The 16,642-nt window shown below is 48.5% G+C and carries 10 protein-coding genes; 2 read left to right on the top strand and 8 right to left on the bottom strand.

Annotated features, from left to right (window positions below):
* Nucleotides 1-28: 28 nt before the first annotated feature.
* The gene (locus ACYVIC_RS05550; RefSeq protein WP_460858014.1) at nucleotides 29-3,136 is read left to right on the top strand and encodes a family 20 glycosylhydrolase; all 3,108 of its coding nucleotides are present in this window, start codon (nucleotides 29-31) and stop codon (nucleotides 3,134-3,136) included.
* A gap of 31 nt (nucleotides 3,137-3,167) precedes the next feature.
* Here the strand turns inward: ACYVIC_RS05550 and ACYVIC_RS05545 are convergent, their stop codons facing one another.
* From ACYVIC_RS05545 to ACYVIC_RS05530, 4 genes are read right to left on the bottom strand one after another with little or no spacing between them, the layout of a single operon-like run.
* Complete coding sequence (locus tag ACYVIC_RS05545) at nucleotides 3,168-4,622, bottom strand: M81 family metallopeptidase (RefSeq protein ID WP_460858012.1); 1,455 nt, start codon at nucleotides 4,620-4,622, stop codon at nucleotides 3,168-3,170.
* 9 nt (nucleotides 4,623-4,631) lie between these two features.
* The gene (locus ACYVIC_RS05540) at nucleotides 4,632-6,122 is read right to left on the bottom strand and encodes a sodium:solute symporter family protein (protein WP_460858010.1); all 1,491 of its coding nucleotides are present in this window, start codon (nucleotides 6,120-6,122) and stop codon (nucleotides 4,632-4,634) included.
* A gap of 1 nt (nucleotide 6,123) precedes the next feature.
* Entirely contained in the window at nucleotides 6,124-6,516 is a 393-nt protein-coding gene (locus ACYVIC_RS05535) for a RidA family protein (RefSeq protein ID WP_460858008.1), read from the bottom strand.
* A gap of 4 nt (nucleotides 6,517-6,520) precedes the next feature.
* Nucleotides 6,521-7,384 (bottom strand): MurR/RpiR family transcriptional regulator, encoded by an 864-nt coding sequence (locus ACYVIC_RS05530; RefSeq protein ID WP_460858006.1) that lies wholly within the window; start codon nucleotides 7,382-7,384, stop codon nucleotides 6,521-6,523.
* A gap of 166 nt (nucleotides 7,385-7,550) precedes the next feature.
* Between ACYVIC_RS05530 and ACYVIC_RS05525 the strand changes: the two genes are divergently transcribed.
* Nucleotides 7,551-8,780: an alanine racemase gene (locus ACYVIC_RS05525; protein ID WP_460858004.1), complete on the top strand. Its 1,230-nt coding sequence runs from the start codon at nucleotides 7,551-7,553 to the stop codon at nucleotides 8,778-8,780.
* A gap of 6 nt (nucleotides 8,781-8,786) precedes the next feature.
* Here the strand turns inward: ACYVIC_RS05525 and ACYVIC_RS05520 are convergent, their stop codons facing one another.
* From ACYVIC_RS05520 to ACYVIC_RS05505, 4 genes are all read right to left on the bottom strand, one after another.
* A complete protein-coding gene (locus ACYVIC_RS05520; protein ID WP_460858002.1) occupies nucleotides 8,787-9,983 on the bottom strand; it encodes a class I SAM-dependent methyltransferase in 1,197 nt (398 codons plus the stop codon).
* A gap of 77 nt (nucleotides 9,984-10,060) precedes the next feature.
* Nucleotides 10,061-10,576 (bottom strand): cell division protein ZapC domain-containing protein, encoded by a 516-nt coding sequence (locus ACYVIC_RS05515; protein ID WP_460858001.1) that lies wholly within the window; start codon nucleotides 10,574-10,576, stop codon nucleotides 10,061-10,063.
* 116 nt (nucleotides 10,577-10,692) lie between these two features.
* Nucleotides 10,693-11,703: a quinone-dependent dihydroorotate dehydrogenase gene (gene pyrD, locus ACYVIC_RS05510; protein WP_460857999.1), complete on the bottom strand. Its 1,011-nt coding sequence runs from the start codon at nucleotides 11,701-11,703 to the stop codon at nucleotides 10,693-10,695.
* Nucleotides 11,704-11,767: 64 nt separating this feature from the next.
* Nucleotides 11,768-16,606, bottom strand: coding sequence for an NAD-glutamate dehydrogenase (locus ACYVIC_RS05505; RefSeq protein WP_460857997.1), 4,839 nt, complete (start codon nucleotides 16,604-16,606; stop codon nucleotides 11,768-11,770).
* Nucleotides 16,607-16,642 lie beyond the last annotated feature (36 nt).

Genomic DNA, 16,642 nt, shown 5'->3' with positions numbered 1-16,642 from the left:
TACCAAGTAACAAGTGACGAGGCTTCAGATGCGCTGCTTTCTATATTTATTGTTGATTATTCTGGCTACAGCCGCTCTGGCAAAAGAGCATACTATGCTGTTGCCTCAGCCTGTTGCGGTAAAGACTAAGCCGGGAGAGTTCCGCTTGGATGACAGCGTTGTGTTGAGTATTCCACCCTCACCTGCTATAGCTGGAGTAGCTAAATATTTCCGCCAGCGTTTGCTCACACAAACAGGCTTACACTTAAATAAGCACGGTAACAAAACGCTTAGCTTTAGCTTAACCGATACCAACTCAGGCATACCGAAACCTGATATGCAGGAGCAGTATCAGCTGTCTGTTAGTGCAGAGCAAATAACGTTGCATGCCCAAAGTCGAGTTGGCTTAAGCCGCGGTATCGAAACCCTGCTGCAACTGATCCAGCAAGACGCCGCTGGATATTACCTGCCACAGCTAGAGATCACAGATGCGCCCCGCTTTGCCTGGCGCGGCCTGCTGCTTGACCCAGCGCGACGTTTTTTGCCCATTAGCGTGCTACAGCGCCAGGTAGATATTATGGCCGCTGCAAAACTAAATGTTCTGCATCTGCACCTGACGGACGATCAAGGTTGGCGTTTTGAATCAAAACATTTTCCCAGGCTGCAGAAAATTGGCGGTGCTGACGGTTTTTATACCCAAGATGAACTAAAACAACTGGTAGCCTACGCAGCACAACGTGGTATTAGAGTAGTACCCGAAATTGATTTACCCGGCCATACCACCGCATTAGGCGCTGCTTATCCGCAGCTTATGGCGCAGCCGGGCCCGGCAATGCCAGAGCGGCATTGGGGCGTACACCCGGCAGTACTTGACCCAACTAAGCCTGAGGTATATCAGTTTATTCAAACCCTGCTGACAGAAGTCGCGGCGGTGTTTCCTGATCCCTATATTCATATAGGTGGCGACGAAGTATTGCCTGATCACTGGTTACAAACCTCTCATATTGCCGCGTTTATGCAACAGCAGAATTTTACCAGCACACAACAGCTACACTCCTACTTTAACCGCCGCCTGCAACAGATTTTGCAACAGCTTGATAAGAAAATGATAGGTTGGGATGAAGTACTTGACGGCGAGCTCCCTCAGTCAGTGTTGGTGCAATCCTGGCGTGGCACTGAATCTTTATATAAGGCGGCACAGGCAGGCCATCCGGCAATTTTGTCTACCGGCTTTTATCTGGATCAGCCGCAATTTGCCGACTTCCACTACCGCAATGACCCGCTACCAAAGCCGGTAACAATGCCTGATCTGAACCAGTATCACACCCTTGGACACTGGCAGTTCCAACTTGCGCGCAAACGCGGTGCACCGGTAAAAGCCCAGCTAATGATACTGAACAACACTGCCGGATCCAGCGCCGTTATCCTGCAATTTGACGGTCGCGCTGCGCGCTATATTGACAACTTTAGCTTAAACGCCAATGAATTACAGTTTCAAATCGATAGCTGGATGGGCCCATTACACGCCAGGCTAACCCTGCTAGCAGAAGTATCCGGTGAAGTTGTGGTGGGCAATGCCGCCTATGCAGCGACAGGCCTACAGTTACATCAGGCGGCGCCTTTGCAAGTTGTTAACCTTAATATCAGCCCGGACGCTGCGGCTAATATTCTCGGTGGCGAAATTACCCTGTGGGGAGAGCTGGTAACGCCAGACAATATCGATATTCGGCTGTGGCCGAACGGCTTTGCCGTCGCAGAGCGGCTTTGGTCTGCTGCGGATGTATCCGATACTGACAGCCTGTATCAGCGACTGACGCACTTTAAGCGCTGGGCAACACTAAGCGCTGGTGTAGCAACTGCAGCACAGCAACAGGCCGGTTTAACCCGGTTAGCCGCTCCGGCCAAGGCTGATGCTTTAGCTACGCTGACAGAAATACTGGAGCCGGCGCACTATTACCATCGTTTGCACGAGAAATCAGTTGCGGGTTTATATCATGCAGATGCGCCGTTAAACCAACTAGCCGACTACCTAAGTGCTGAACACTCTGCACTCCGCAAATTCACGGCTATGGTGCACACCTGGCTTAAACAGAAAGAGCCTGACAACCTGCACGCATTATTGCTGCAATTACAACATTGGCAACAGGCAGCTGAGCAGCTGCAATGGGTCGCCGAACCAACAGCAGCGCTAGTTAAACGCACCCAACGTCTATTGGAAGTGGCAATAAACACGCTGCAGCAATATCAGCAACAGGGTTACATCAGCCTGCAAGTTCAGCAGACGCTACAACAACAATTGTCCGACGCCGCCAGCATAGAGCAGGAAATCATTATCGCGCTGCACCGGCCACTGCGTTTGTTGCTGCAGCATTTACCGGTAAGCCGGCACTGGGTAGCACCAGGCACGTTTAGCGCATCGGCTGAAGGTCCGGCTTTGGATAGCAAGGGCAATTTGTATGCGGTGAATTATGGCACTGACGGCACCATTGGTATGATCAGCCCTGATGGCATCGCCAGGCAATTGTTACAACTGCCGGTGGGCAGTATTGCCAATGGTATAGTGTTTGATAAGCAAGACGTGATGTATATGGCCGACTACACCGGGCATCAGGTATTGCGTTATCAACATGGGAAACTCAGTGTGCATGCCACAGAGCCACGTATGCACCAGCCAAACGATCTGGCAATTATGCACGATGGCACCCTGTTTGCCAGCGATCCGGATTGGCAGAACAACAGCGGGCAATTGTGGCGCATCGATACAGATGGCAGCAGCCATTTACTGGAGTCTGAAATGGGCACCACCAACGGTATTGCAGTCAGCCCGGATCAACAGTTTTTGTATGTCAATGAAAGTGTGCAACGGCGTATCTGGCGTTATCGCATTAACAAAGCCGGTTCAATATCTGACAAAACACTGTTTGCCAGTTTCTCTGACTATGGTTTAGATGGCATGCGAACTAACGCAGCAGGAGATGTGTTTATTGCCCGCTATGGTAAAGGTACGGTGGTGCGGCTGAATGCTGCAGGGTATCTGATTGACGAGTACCAGTTACAGCACGCCCTACCAACCAATGTCGCAGTAAGTAAAGCCGGTCCTAACCGGCTGTATGTCACTATTCAGCAATGTGGTTGTATAGAGGTTATCGACTTATAGCCCTGCCTCGGCGGCTGCCAGTGGACAGCCGCTAAGCAAATGGCGATTCTACTATCGGCCACAACGGCCGGCTTAATTTGCGATACCCGTTACGCACCGGATCACTAGGATAAGGTGCACCAGCATCAACATAAATTATTTTTGCCGCCAGAGGTGCAAAGCCCTGATAAAAATGGTTGGTGGATTTTACCAGCAATAATTGATACTGCTGCGGTTCAAGCTGTAACGCCCGGAACAAGCTAGGGTCAAAAGACTGGCAACGATTTGAATTTAAAATAACGTCGATACCAGCAAAACTAATGACAGCACAATCGCCCATTGGCACTTCACTGCCGGCAAAATACTGCATCGCATTGCGTTGCAAATAACGCACAGTTACCTGAGCATCAATCGGACTGCCTGCGGTTGCACAGCTTTTACCGCCAAAGCGTAGCATTATGCTGGCACCTTCACCGGCAGCAAAACACAGCTTTACTGCCATCGGATCCCAAATTGTGCCCACAGCAACCCGGCGTAAACCGCGGCGGATAATCTCAGCTAAAATCAAGGTACCGTCACCGGCCACGCCGCCGCCAGGGTTATCCCAGACATCTGCCAGTACAACCGGCCCTTCAACTTTGCAGGCGTCATCAAGCGCCGCAGCAATAGCAGAAAAAGCCGGCAACGTTTTACCACGGTAGGAAAACAGCTCCATGCCAAGTTGCTCAGCCAGCTGCGCACCGCGCTCGGGCTGATTATTACTAATGACCAACAGGTGCGTGCCCATCTCTGCAACGTCACCTGCCATAAAGCCGTGGATCACTGATAACGACAAAATATCATCCTGGCCTTCAAGCTGGCTCAGCTTATCGACAAAAGAGCGCATTGGCTCCCGGCTGGTTGGCAATACATCAATCATACGACAATCAAAGCTGCTCATTACCGGTCGGATCTTACCCCGTACCGCATCAACAGTCAGAGCAACCAGCTCCCTCGCACGCTGCATAAAATCCAGATGAGGAAACTCTTTAAAGGCAATCAGTATATCGGCGCTGGCCAAACGCTGGCGTGTTAAATGACTATGCGGGTCTAATGTCGCGGCTATTACTACATGATCTCCGGCGATTACGCGCATCCTGGACAGTAAATCACCTTCACAATCGTCATAACCTTGCGCCACCATAGCTCCATGTAACCCCAGCACCACAGCCTGCACCGGTAAGGCTGCACGCAGCTGGACGAGAATTTCATCACGCAAATGCTCATACGACTGCTGGTTTAGTAACCCACCGGGCTCTGCCCAGGCACAGCTTCCCTCTATGGTTTCAATACTGTTATCGGCAGCGCTAAGTTCACGGCAGGCGATTAGAGGCGCACTGCACAATGTAGGCGTTGATGGATGTTGTCCTGGTGGAGCATAAAAACTCTGATAAAAGCTCTCCAGATCAGTATACATCGGTGAAAACGTATTGGTTTCTGTTGCCAGCGAGGCGGTAAAGATTCGCATAGTTCCTCTTTAATTCGGCGTCGGTGATGACATACTGACATTATTATCACTGTGCTGCGCTCCCTGGCCTTCCCGCTGTGCCGTAATAAGCGCTAAAGCCGCAATGCGGCTGCAGTTACTTGCAGGCGTGAGCAGGCTTACGCCAATCGCACAGACAGTTGCACTAAACAAGGCTGGTATAACCGGATTCCCCCAAAACAGTAGCCAGTGGTTGTTAAACAGCACTGACAATGACACCAGTACCGCACTGACGATTGCCGCCATGATGCCAGCTGCATTTAACCGCGGCCAAAAGCGTCCCAATAGGCAGCTGACAAACAAGCCTGACATTAAGGTTGCTATCATGGCACTGATATAGCGGATAATGTCATCGGCATACAGCGCCAGCAGCAGCGACAAGGCTGACACCAATAGCACGCCGTAACGCGAATAACGCAGCACTTTTTCAGACGGCGGCATGCTGCCATAAGCTGCAAAATAAAGATCACGTATTAATACCGAGACCGCCGCAATAGCATCCGAGCTGGCAGAGGACAAGGTTGCAGACAGGCCCGCCAGCAACACCAGAATAGCCACTAAAGGTGGTAACAGTGCGGTGATCAGGCCAGTAAATGCGTGTTGATGGTATGTCAAATCCGGCAATAACTGGCTGGCAACAATGCCTAAAACAGCCGGCAATACAGCAAACAGCAGATACACCAGCCCGGCACTACCAAATGCGCGCCTGATTGCCGAAACACTGGCGCCGGCGTATATTCGCTGGCGAAATGAAGGTGCCGCCATCACTCCTACCGCTACCACAACCGCCAGTGACAACGCCGGTAATAAACCTGGCGTTTGCATCCGTCCCTGCAGCTGCGCTGTCTCAACTATATGCTGCAAACCGGTAAAGCCGCCACTGCTTTGCAATACCACCCAGGCCAGTAACAAAAAACCACTAAACAGGATCAGCGCCATCAAGCTGTCGGTCCATACCACTGCCCGGTAGCCACCAATTAACACATACAAGGTAAATATGCCCGCTAGTAGCCATTTTGCCGCAACCAGATTAAAACCGGTCGCCCAGGACAGGTATAAAGCACCGCCCAAAATATGCGCACCAAGCCAGCCCAACGAACAGAGAAAAATCAGCAACGCACTGAGATGTTTTACCCAAACGTCAGCACCGGCATAGTAGCTTAGCTCTTCACTCATCGTCATAAAACGCAGCGCCCTAAGCGGTGCAAACAGCCATGCAGTTAACAAAATGCCTACCGCACCGCCCAGGCCATACATTATTCCGGCCCAGCCATGCAAATATGCATAACCCACAGCCCCCATGCTGGTGCCAGTGCCAATCATAGTGGCCACGGTAGTGCCGAAGGTTAAGCCAGATGATACATTGCGCCCTGCCAGTAAAAAATCATCGCCCGTGTGCTGTCGGCGCGATGCGATATAACTGATGCACAGCATCAGCAAAACATAACCGCATAACCCCCACAGAACCAGGCTATTATCCATGTCAGCCTCTGTCGTCGCGGTAGCAGGTCAAATCCACTTCAACCTTACAATCCACTACCAAATCGGCCACAGCACAGATCCGTGCCGGTGGCGCGCCGGCAAACACTCTGGCAAACACCTGGTTAAAACTACTAAAATAGCGGGCATCGGTAAGATACACTTTTACATGCACTACATCGGCTAAGCCATAACCGGCTTGCTGCATAATATCGATACAATTTTTAAGTGCCAGCTCAGACTGTTCTACAATGCCACCTTCGACTACTTCGCCATTGCGCATTGGTGTCTGGCCTGATACATACAACCAACCGCCTGCTTCAACTGCTTTAGCAAACGGCAGTTTTTGCCCACCGGTACCTACGCTGGCGTCAATACCGTAACGTTTTATCGGCATAGTATTAGTCTCCCAATGGTTGGCGCTCGTCACCACCACGGTGACTGTCCAGCGACAGCTTAACCCGCCGCAGTTTATCGCGTGATTTGCGCTTGTTTAGCTTGGCGACTTCTGTCGCCAGCACATCAATAATGGCTAACATGGCATAGCGCGAAGCTGACGGTTTATAGATAAAGTCAGACTCTGGTGCCTGTAGTCCAAGCACTATGTCTGCCTGGGCCGCCAGTGGCGATGCAGGCCGGGTAATCGCAATAACTTTGGCACCGTATTGCCGCGCTATCGCTGCCGCATCAATGATCTCCGCCGTATTGCCGGTGAGCGATATTGCCACTACAACATCCTGTGGCTCTACAGATGCAGCAACCATTCTGGTTAACACCCCATCCTGATAACTACTTACGGGCATACCGAAGCGAAACAAGCGGTATTGCAGCTCTTGAGAGCCAATTGACGAACCGCCGCCCATGCCAAAGCAAAATATCATTCTGGCTTGTTGCAGATAGGCAACTGCGCGGTGAATATCTGCTTCAACCAACATTTTCCGGCTGGTTTCCAGCGTATTTTTAATTGCTTCAAATACGCCGTGAATACCGTCAAGATCGGGCGTTTCTTCGACAAAGCGCTGGCCTACTGCCAGAGACTGAGCCAACTTAACCTTTAGTTGCCTGACATCTTTACAGTCGACTGTGCGGGCAAAACGGGTCACGGTTGCCTGACTTACACTTGCTGCATCGGCCAGCCTGGCGATACTCATTTCGGTGGCAGCCTTAACGTTATCCAGAATCAACTGAGCAACACGTTGTTCAGACTCGCTCATCTCGACAAAGCGCTCGGATATGCGCGACAGCACATCAATTTCATAGCTCATGGCATTTATTATCCTGCATTGTTACTCAGTAACACTTGTAAAAGTAACACAATCTGATATATAGAAGATACTTTGTACCAAGAAGTTCAAAAAGTAAATAGCAAAGTCAGTTTGTTAGGCGATTATAGCGCACCGGAGTAAGTGCAAAGATAGTGGAGGCATCACCATGAGTGTTATTAAGTACCAATCTATTCAACACAAATCTGCATGCATGATCAGTGACACTACCGCTAACGTGTTTAATGAGCATATTAGCCTGCCGGCTTTGCTGCTAAAAAAACAAGCGGCATTGCACAATATTGATTGGATGCAGCGCTTTGCCAACCACAGCAAGGTGTTGTTAGCTCCCCATGCTAAAACCAGTATGACGCCCTGGCTACTGCAGGCCCAATTGGCAGCGGGAGCCTGGGGCCTTACGGTGGCAACGCCCTACCAGGCGCATATTGCCTCACAAGCTGGTGCACAGCGTATTTTATGTGCAAATCAACTTGTTGGTGCTGCAAATGTGGCAATAATAAGCGGGTTAATGGCGACCGGCACTGAAGTCTTTGTATTTATTGATAACGCAAAAAACGCCTCAGTACTGTCACGCGCCTTCGCTGAAACAAATCAGGTTTTACCGGTATTGATTGAACTTGGTGGAACTGCCGGTCGCTGCGGTTGTCGTGACAATCAACAGGCATTAGCACTTGCACAGCATATTTTACCCTTACCTGGTTTGGCACTGGCTGGCATCAGTTTTTATGAAGGCGCAATGGCTCACAACGACAACGTCAGTAACGTAAAGCGCTTTATCCAACAGGCCGCCGCACTGGCAAAGGTGCTGTTTCGCCAGCAACTACTACAATATCAACATATGTTGTTAAGCGGTGCCGGTTCAGTTTGGTATGACATCGTAGCTCAGGAGCTAGACCGGGCAACCTTGCCGGCCGATATGCAGGTGATACTGCGTCCGGGCTGTTATGTCAGTCATGATCACGGCATTTACCAACAGGCACAACAGTTGGTGCAGCAGCGTTGTACGCTGGCAAACCGCCTGGGGCCCCCGCTACAAAATGCCTTGGAAATCGCCGCCTATGTGCAGTCGTTACCTGAAGACGGGTTAGCCATTATTGCCTGTGGCAAAAGAGATGTCGCGTTTGATGCCGGACTGCCGGCAGTAGTGCGAGTGTATCGTGCTGGGAAAGTACTGGCCGAGCTACCAGAGTCATCAGCAACCTTTCGCATTATGGACCAGCACTGTTTTTGGCACTATCCGGCAGAACTGACACTGGAAGTGGGTGATATTGTTTTACTGGTAACCTCACATCCGTGCCTGACATTCGATAAATGGCGCACATTATGGTTAACAGACGATAACTATAATCTGCTAAAACAGTTACCCACCTGCTTCTAAGCGACGTTAATCGTCTTTTTGCTGTAATAGCGTTTCCAGACATTGCTGCTTAATACCGTAAAATGTTTTAAGCTCAGCAACCTGTTGCAGTATTTTACGGTTATCCCGGGGCTGATGACGTTTGGTGGCCAGGATCATTTTATTTTTACTGGTGTGCTCCAGCGAAATAAACTCAAACACCTTGGTATCATAACCCTGTGCCTGCAACAACATCGCGCGCAGGCTGTCGGTGAGCATTTCGGCTTCCTGCCCTAAATGAATACCAAAACTGAGCGGCCCGGCAAGTACCGCTGGCACCGTCAGTTGCGGGCGTAATTCTTTGTGGCAGCATGGTGAACACATAATAATTTCTGCGCCGGTAGCAATACCCATATGAATGGCATAGTCGGTTGCAATATCACAGGCATGCAGTGCTATCATCACGTTTATACCGCGGGCTTTAAAATGTTTTACGTCCCCCTGTTCAAACTGAATGCCGGCTAAGCCAAGCTTGGCTGAGGTTTGATTACAATGATCCACCAACGCCTGACGCAATTCTACACCCGTTACCCGGGCATCTAATTGCAAGGTGTTGGTCAAATAATCATGCATCGCAAAAGTAAGGTAGGCCTTGCCAGAGCCAAAATCGGCAACGTGTAATTGTTGGTGCGACGCTAAACCACTGTCTACCACAGCACCGGAGAATATTTCGATAAATTTGTTTATCTGCTTCCACTTACGCGACATCGCAGGAATAAGTTGCTGCTGGGCATCTGTCACACCCAATTCACGGAGAAACTGCCGGTCTAAAGTTAAATAACGCTGCTTTTCACGGTTGTGTGTGGCGGCTAAGGGTTTAATGTCTGTCGTAAGTTTTTTGTCCGATAACAACACTTTGCCTTTTTTACTGATACTCAGTTGTACTTCCTGCTGCGCTGTAAACAAGTTAGCAGCACTGAACTCAGCGCCAATAACACGTTGCAATTCTGCTATCGCCGCTTCTGCCGTAAAGTTTTTACTTTGATCATTTGTTTGAAATTTATAGGTAAAACTCAGCTGCCATTGCTGTTTCAATAATACCGGACGCACTTGCAGCTGCTTTAAAGGCTCAGTGCCCTGATATTTGCTTAATACCAGTTTAACTAACTGCTGCTCGGTAATAGCGCTACTAAGGTTAGCAAAAAACGCCGCAAGTTGCGGATTGGATGAAGACAGCTGAGACATAACATAAGTTCTGACAGAATTAAACTGGCGCTAGTGTAGTCGCATCAACGGCTGAGGGAAACAACCATACTAAAAAATCATGCGCTGTAACGATAAGGTATCGCCAGATCTAAAGCGCTAACCCGGTTACGTAATACACGGATAACAGACAGCCGGCCCAGCGTTTTACCGGCCAAAGTGTCAAGCTCACCCAGTAACAGACAACTGACACAATCTGCGTCCGCAGCAACGACCAAGGCGCACTGGCTACTTAAGCCACGTAACATAACCACATCATGCATCGCTGCAGCACATGGTGTACCCAACTGAAAATACCAGCTTTTGTGCGCCTGCTGTTGTAAAAACTGGCAACTTAGTGCGGTAAGAACCAGCTCCAGCCGCACAGCAGCGGCTAAGTCCAATACCTGCAAGCTATGCTCTATGGCCCAAAAGGCTTCAGCTTCTGCCATAGACAAAGCTTGATGCTGTGGCAAACACGATAGTTGCCGGGCCGCAAATGGCGTGCAAAACTGCACATCGTCATTCAAGTCCAGCAACAAGCGATCACGTGTTTGGCAATAGGTCCAGATCCAGCGCTCAGTTGGCCTTAACATTCAAATCCCTGCGAATAAGATAATGGTTATTTATTGGTCAACTTAAGGGATACACTAAGATGATCAGGATGTTAAAGACTATTTTGTTCTAATAACAAATGATCAGCTATCGATCCTTATAAGCTATCAACGATCTCTTTAATCAGCGCTGGCCCGTGGTAAATAAAGCCAGTATAAACCTGCAATAAATTGGCGCCGGCTGCAAGCTTTTCCTGCGCGGAAGCAGCATCGCTGATACCGCCTACCCCGATAATGGGTAGTTCAGTGCCAACCGACTGGCGCAGCTGAGACAAAACCTGCGTACTTTTATCACGAACCGGCAAGCCACTTAAACCACCGGCTTCGTCAGCAAAACGCTGGCCCTGTACCAGACTTCTGTCTAGTGTAGTATTTGTCGCAATCACGCCATCCATCTTGCTTTTGAGTAACGTATCGGCCACTTGCTGTACTGCAATCAGATCCATATCCGGCGCTATTTTTACAAATACCGGCACATATTTATCATACTGAGCCTGTAAATCCAGCTGTTCATTTTTCACGCTTTGTAACAGATCAAGTAAGGCATCACCAAATTGCAGATCACGTAAACCCGGCGTATTAGGAGAGGAAATATTTACCGTAATATAACTGGCATGGGCATACACCTTGCGCATGCAGTGTATATAGTCATCTTTGCCCTGCTCGTTTGGCGTGTCTTTGTTTTTACCGATGTTAATGCCCAAAACACCTTTATAATTGGCGTTTTTCACATTCTGTACCAGATAATCAACGCCTTTATTGTTGAATCCCATGCGGTTAATAATGGCTTGTGATTGCGGCAGGCGAAAAATACGCGGTTTATCATTCCCCAGCTGCGGTCTTGGTGTTACGGTGCCGACCTCAATAAAGCCAAAACCCATCTGGCCAAAGGCATCTATACAATCGGCATTTTTATCAAGGCCAGCCGCCAGCCCTAACGGATTATCAAATCGAATACCTGCTACAGTAACCGGTTTTGCTTCCAGTTGTTGGCGCCATAGTGCAGCAACAGGGGTATGCGACAGCCGTTTTAAGCTGCCCAAAGCAAAATTATGTGACCACTCAGCGTCACAGGCGAACATCAGTTTTTGCGCAATAGGATAAAACATAACCTGCCTTATTTAACCAAAAAAATACCCCGGACCAGCCGGGGTATTGTAACGACTTAACGCATTATTTTACAGGATCGCAGTGATGACTTAATAACATTAGTTCACGCAACGCTACTGAAAACTTAGCAAACTCATGGTTCTTGGTCGTCTTAAACTCGGCCAGCATTAAACGCCAACGAACTAATATGGCATCGTTCGCACTGATCCAGCTGTTAATTACTTCATCAGCTGCACATACTGAACCACAGCTACGAACCACAACCGCAGATAGTGCACGTTGCTGCCAGTCTAATTCTTCACGGTATGAAGCCCGCGCCAGTGCCTGCCAATGATTTGCTACCGGCTGCGCGGTAATTTGGTCGAGGAACCAATGCAAATCCAGCTTATCGCCAAGTTTAAAGTAAATCTCTGCCACCATAGGTAGCGGCACTTTTTCTGTATCGGCAACTTGTGCAATATCCATCACCGAGAACAAAGTGCTGAGTTGCGATAAATATTGTGCAACATCCTCTGGCACGCCTTGTTCAACGAAACTGGCTTGCTTTTGCTGCAGCTGTTCAAGCTCAGCAGACGCAAGATATTGTGCAAGGTCCTGAGCCAGCTGCTGGTAGGCCGGTTTGAAAAAATCAACCGTTTGCTGAATATCCAGTGCCTTATTACGATGGCGCAGGAACCAGCGAGTAGCACGGCGCATCGTACGGCGCAGCTGGTGCAATAACCGGGTTTGTAACTCTGCCGGAATAATATTGTCCAGTTGCTCAACTTTACGCCATACCGCCGACATATCAAACAAATCACGCGCTATGGCATAACACAATGTCACTTCGCCGACACTGGCACCGGTTTCTTCTTGCATACGCTGAGCAAAGTTTGGCCCCATCTCGTTCACCAGCATATTCGCCAGTTTAGTTGCGATGATTTCGCCTTTCAGCGGATGGTTTTCCATCTCAGTTGCATACTTGTCTTGCAACATCTGCGGGAAATTAGCAAACAGCTGACGCTTAAAATAGGCGTTTTCAAAAATTTCCGGTAATACCAGGCGCTCTTTTAATACCATCTTGCCGTAAGCCGTCAGAATCGACAGCTCTGGCCGGGTTAATCCCTGGCCTTTTGCCATACGATCGGCAAGTTCATCGTCAGATGGCAAAAATTCCAATTCGCGATTAAGCTTGCCGTCTTTTTCCAGCGTATGAATAAAACGGGTGTACTCTTTTAGCTGCTCTGAGCCCAGTAACGACGAAATACTGATGCTCTGGGTTTGACGATAACAATCTTTAATGACGATTTCTGACACATCATCTGTCATATCCAGCAATAGTTTATTACGCTGTTTCAACGTCAAGTCGCCGCTGGCGACCAGTGTATTAAGCAAAATCTTGATGTTAACTTCATTATCAGAGCAGGTAACACCACCAACGTTGTCAACAAAATCGGTATTGATTAAACCGCCATGCATAGCAAACTCTATACGGCCACGCTGGGTAGCGCCAAGATTACCGCCTTCGCCAAAAATTTTCGCTTTCAGCTCTTTACCATTCACCCGTAGTGCTTCAGAGCCGCGATCACCTACTTCAGCATGGCTTTCGCCGCTACCTTTAACATAGGTACCTATGCCGCCGTTCCAAATCAAGTCTACCGGCATCATCAGGGCTTCACGGATTAACTCATTTGGTGTCATGCTGGCTTTAGTAGTGCCCAGCATTTCTTTCATTTGTGGCGACAGCTTAATCGCTTTAGCGCTACGCAGGAAAATACCACCACCCTCTGAAATTAACGATTTATTGTAATCATCCCAGGTTGAGGTAGGTAGATTGAACATCCGCTCACGTTCAGGCCAACTCTTTGCAGCATCCGGATTCGGGTCAATAAAAATATGCATATGGTTAAACGCAACCTGCAAGCGAATATGCTTTGACAACAACATACCGTTACCAAACACGTCGCCGGCCATATCACCAATGGCAACACAGGTAAAATCGCTGTTTTGGCAGTCAATACCGATTTCGCGGAAGTGACGCTTTACAGACTCCCAGCCACCACGGGCAGTTATACCCATTTTCTTGTGGTCATACCCATTAGAGCCGCCGGAGGCGAACGCATCGCCAAGCCAGAAACCATATTCTTCTGAAATACCATTAGATATATCAGAAAAGGTTGCCGTACCTTTGTCTGCGGCTACCACCAGATATGGGTCATCCTCATCATGACGCACCACATCTTTAGGCGGGACTACCGCGCCCTGTACGATGTTGTCAGTAACATCCAATAAGCCCCGGATAAAGGTGCGGTAACACTCTTTACCTTCATTGAGGAAAGCTTCGCGACCGCCGGTTTCTGGCAGCTTTTTACAAACGAAGCCACCTTTAGAGCCGGTTGGTACTATAACGGTGTTTTTTACCTGTTGTGCTTTAACCAGCCCCAGTACCTCGGTACGGAAGTCTTCGCGCCGGTCTGACCAACGCAAGCCGCCGCGTGCTACTTTACCAAACCGCAGGTGTACACCTTCTACCCGTGGTGAGTAGACGAAAATTTCAAACATCGGTGTCGGTAATGGCATATCAGGAATAAGATCAGATTTAATCTTAAACGAGATATAGGGTTTGTCGGCACCGTCTGATAATTTTTGGAAATAGTTAGTCCGCAAAGTAGCATTAATCATATCGACAAAGCGGCGGATAATACGGTCATCATCCAGATTTGCTACATGTTCCAGTTGGCCGGCAATTTGCTCTTCCAGTTTTTCAATAGTTTTTGCCGTTGCTTTTGATTTTGGCTCAAATTTGCTGTTAAACAGCTGTACCAGCAGATTAGCAAGCTCAGCATAACGGGTAAAAGTACTTTCTACATAAGACTGGCTGAACGTGCCGCCTATCTGCCGTTTGTATTTGGCATAAGCGCGCAACAAAGACGCTTCACGCCCACATAGGCCAGCACCGAGGATCAATTTGTTAAAACCGTCATCTTCTAACTGACCAGCCCATACTTTGGCAAATGAGTTCTGAAACGAGTTCTGTGCCGCTTCAAAATCTGCCGGCACAGCACAGTTTAACTCCATAGCAAAGTTCAATATCCAACTTACTGTGCCATCAGCACATTTCACTGCATAAGGCGTCTCGCCGATAACGCGCAAGCCGAAGTTTTCCAGCATCGGTAGCACGTCGGATAAGTGGATTGGATGATCTTTATGAAACAGATTTAACCTTACAGCTTTGCTATCTGCTTTTTCTTCCTGCGGCCGGTAAAACAGCATTTCGAGCTTGTGCTCATCATTCAGCGCTTCCAGTTTGCCAATGTCGACCAGTGCATCGTTTGGCAGCATTTCTTCTTTGTAGCTGCGCGGAAAGGCGTTGACATACTTACCAATCAGCTCGCGGCCACGCGCTTCACCGTAAACGCCTATCAGGGCGCTTTCTAACTTGTCTTCCCAGGTACGGGCAGCTTCAACCAGATTACGTTCAATATCTTTCACTTTATACTCGACATGGCTATCGCTGATCCGCACGAGATAATGGGTACGTGCCAGCACAGATTCTGAGAAATAGGTGGTAAATTCCACCGGCTCGTCACTCCCCAGAGCTCGTTGCAATATAGTCTGGGTTTCTTTACGTAACTGAGTGTTATAGCGCTCGCGTGGCACATACACCATCACTGTAACAAAACGGCCAAATGGCTCTTTGCGCATAAAAACACGTGTCATGTCACGTTCCTGCATCTGCAGCACGCCCATCGCTACATACAGCAGTTCATCTGCTGTAGCCTGAATAAGCTCATCACGTGGGTAGGTTTCCAGAATATTAAGCAAGGCTTTGTATGCATGCGTGCCGGCAGCAAATTCAGACTTCTGCATGACGGCAGCAAGTTTGTCTTTTAACAGCGGAATATCACCTGCACTGTTATTGTAAAGTGAAGAGGAATACAAACCGATAAAACGGTCTTCGCCAATGACTTTGCCGTCTTTATCGAATTTTTTTATGCCGATATAATCAATATAGGCTGGACGATGCACGCGTGATTTATTGTTGGTTTTTGTCAGGATAAGCAAGGCCTGACTCAGCGCCTGTTTACGGCCTGATTCAGGTAGTTCTGACAGTAACAATTCGCGTGACGAAGTGCGTCGCATTAAACCCAGCGATGTGTCATCAATACCACAAATTTGGTAATCGCCTTTTACCGGACTAATACGATATTCGCGGTAACCTAATAAAGTGAAGTTATCTTTAGCCAGCCAGTTTAGAAAATTATCAACTTGCTCAACTTCAGCCTTGCTGGCTTTGCCACTTTGTTTCGCCAGGTTTCTAATGACATTTTTTAGCTTTTCACGTGCCGGCTTCCAATCCTGTACAGCCAGCGACACATCTTCCATAACAGAATGCAGCTCGTCAGTAAGTGCAGAGATAGCTGTTTTGTCGGTTAACCGATCAATTTCAATATGAAATACAGTTTGCTCGGTACTGGCGTTGCTTTTACTTCCCAGTTTAAAGAAATCCGTGATTGCGCCTTTGTCATCACGTTCAGTCTGTAATGGGTAATGCAGCAGCAAATGAGCAGTAATGCTAAGGCGGCTCAGTGCCATTCGCACAGAGTCGACTAAAAATGGCATATCCTCAACCACTATCTCGACAACGGTGTGTTTAGATTCCCAGCCATGCTTGGCGATTTCCGGATTAAATACCCGGATCATTGCTTCAGGTTGCGCATGTTGGTTAAAGGTTTGCCATAAGCTTAGTGCTGCGCCGTAAAGATCGCTGTCATTACGGCCCACTAAATCTTCGTTCGACATATTGCCATACAAGGTATAGGCAAATTTTTCGACCAGGTTAACCTGATCTTTAACTTTTTGCTTTATAAGTTTATTAACATTTTGTAGTAATACAGAGGGTTGACCGTCTATCAGTGCCATTTTTGTATCCTTTTTGCAGTCACTGCCATAAAGCAG

The organism is Rheinheimera gaetbuli, from assembly GCF_054781935.1.
This window is presented reverse-complemented; position numbering and strand designations above follow the sequence as displayed.

Bases quoted from the DNA above. Each gene is read 5' to 3' on its own strand.
- ACYVIC_RS05535 (WP_460858008.1), bottom strand. From the start codon at position 6,516: ATGCCGATAAAACGTTACGGTATTGACGCCAGCGTAGGTACCGGTGGG.
- ACYVIC_RS05545 (WP_460858012.1), bottom strand. From the start codon at position 4,622: ATGCGAATCTTTACCGCCTCGCTGGCAACAGAAACCAATACGTTTTCA.
- ACYVIC_RS05515 (WP_460858001.1), bottom strand. From the start codon at position 10,576: ATGTTAAGGCCAACTGAGCGCTGGATCTGGACCTATTGCCAAACACGT.
- ACYVIC_RS05540 (WP_460858010.1), bottom strand. From the start codon at position 6,122: ATGGATAATAGCCTGGTTCTGTGGGGGTTATGCGGTTATGTTTTGCTG.
- ACYVIC_RS05520 (WP_460858002.1), bottom strand. From the start codon at position 9,983: ATGTCTCAGCTGTCTTCATCCAATCCGCAACTTGCGGCGTTTTTTGCT.
- ACYVIC_RS05550 (WP_460858014.1), top strand. From the start codon at position 29: ATGCGCTGCTTTCTATATTTATTGTTGATTATTCTGGCTACAGCCGCT.
- pyrD (WP_460857999.1), bottom strand. From the start codon at position 11,703: ATGTTTTATCCTATTGCGCAAAAACTGATGTTCGCCTGTGACGCTGAG.
- ACYVIC_RS05530 (WP_460858006.1), bottom strand. From the start codon at position 7,384: ATGAGCTATGAAATTGATGTGCTGTCGCGCATATCCGAGCGCTTTGTC.
- ACYVIC_RS05525 (WP_460858004.1), top strand. From the start codon at position 7,551: ATGAGTGTTATTAAGTACCAATCTATTCAACACAAATCTGCATGCATG.
- ACYVIC_RS05505 (WP_460857997.1), bottom strand. From the start codon at position 16,606: ATGGCACTGATAGACGGTCAACCCTCTGTATTACTACAAAATGTTAAT.